This is a genomic window from Streptomyces sp. UH6, from assembly GCF_013421635.1.
Taxonomy (GTDB): Bacteria; Actinomycetota; Actinomycetes; order Streptomycetales; family Streptomycetaceae; genus Streptomyces; species Streptomyces abyssomicinicus.
On the sequence record NZ_JACADT010001254.1, the window covers coordinates 1 to 1,388 of the forward strand.

Here is a 1,388-nt window from a genome sequence, read left to right on the forward strand (position 1 = left end):
GCGTGAGCGAGGGACCCGTCAGCGGGTCGCGCCCTCGGGCCACAGGACGGTGACGGGGACGCGGACGCCCAGCGCGTAGGTGACCGTGTCGGCGGTGCCGCCGTGGCCGCGGGCGGGGAGTCCGTCCCAGACGGCGAGCAGTTCGTCGCTCAGCCCGACCAGGATCTCGCCCGCCGCCTGACGGGCCTGGGGCGTCATCGAGGGCATCCCCGTCGGGTGCACGGCACGCGCGTGCTTGAGCAGGTCGTCGTAGTCGCCCAGGTGCTCCGAGGGCAGGGTGGCGCGGAAGTCGGCGGCGGGGACGACGATCTCCAGGGCCGCGCCCGCGTCGAGGGCGAGCCTGGCCAGAGCGCTCTCCGGCCCGTCGCCGGCGCAGGTGACCACGGTCAGGGTCCGCGGGTCGTGACGCCGCAGTCGTCCGGCGAGCGCCTCCTGGACCTGGGAGACGATCTGGTGGCTCAGGCCGCGGTGCCCGGTGATACCCACGCGCATGGGGCGATTCCTCTACACGAACGAAAGGGGAACGTGATGTCGAACGCCCGCACCATAGCGCCGAGTCGGCGAGCGGGAGCCCCGGTGTCCGGGAATCGCCGGGGGACACCGCGCGGTACCGGACCGGCTCCGCGGCCCGGTCGCCCCCGCCGGAGGGCCTCACCCCGGTGACCCACAGCGCCTTCCGCCGACCGCCGGACGTCCACCGCCGGACGCCCGGTTCCGGGCCCCGGGATTGACACCGCGCGCCAGGCGGTCGAGTCTGCCGGTCGGCAACGGAGCCACCGGACAGAGGGGTTGGGGAACGATGGGGAAGAGCCGCCGAAGAGCACTCTCGGGACTGGCCGCGCTGGGCGCGGCGGCGCTGATGGTCGGCGGGGGAGCGGCGCCCAGCCCGGCGACGCCCGCCGAACGCTACGTCGCGCTGGGGGACTCGTACACCTCGGCCCCCGGCGTCCCCCGGCAGATCGACGCCGACTGCGCGCGCTCCGACCGCAACTACCCGTCGCTCACGGCGCGGTCGATCGGTGCCGCCTCGTTCAGGGACGTGAGCTGCGGTGGCGCGACCACCGCCGAGATGTGGCGGTCCCAGCGCAGCAATCCGTCGCAGCTGACCGCGGTGACCAAGGACACGACGCTGGTCACCGTGCAGATCGGCGGCAACGACATCGGCTTCGGCGAGATCATGTCCACCTGCGGCAGCCTCGGCGCCACCGACCCGGGCGGCGCGCCCTGCACGGCCCACTACACGGCCGGCGGCACCGACGTGCTGGCGGACCGTATAGCCGGGGCCGCGCCGCTGGTGGAGAAGGTCCTGGACGCCGTCCACGCCCGCTCGCCGCGGGCCCGGGTGTACGTGCTGGGCTACCCGCCGATCCTGCCGGAGAGCGGCCCCG

Annotated in this window: 2 protein-coding genes; one reads left to right on the forward strand and one right to left on the reverse strand. The window is 74.9% G+C overall.

Annotated features, from left to right (window positions below; genetic code table 11):
* Nucleotides 1–18 precede the first annotated feature (18 nt).
* Nucleotides 19–492, reverse strand: a complete 474-nt coding sequence (locus HW445_RS31035; RefSeq protein ID WP_180224112.1) for a hypothetical protein — start codon at nucleotides 490–492, stop codon at nucleotides 19–21.
* Nucleotides 493–799: 307 nt separating this feature from the next.
* Between HW445_RS31035 and HW445_RS31040 the strand changes: the two genes are divergently transcribed.
* A partial coding sequence (locus HW445_RS31040) for an SGNH/GDSL hydrolase family protein (protein WP_180224113.1) occupies nucleotides 800–1,388 on the forward strand: 589 nt, incomplete at its 3' end.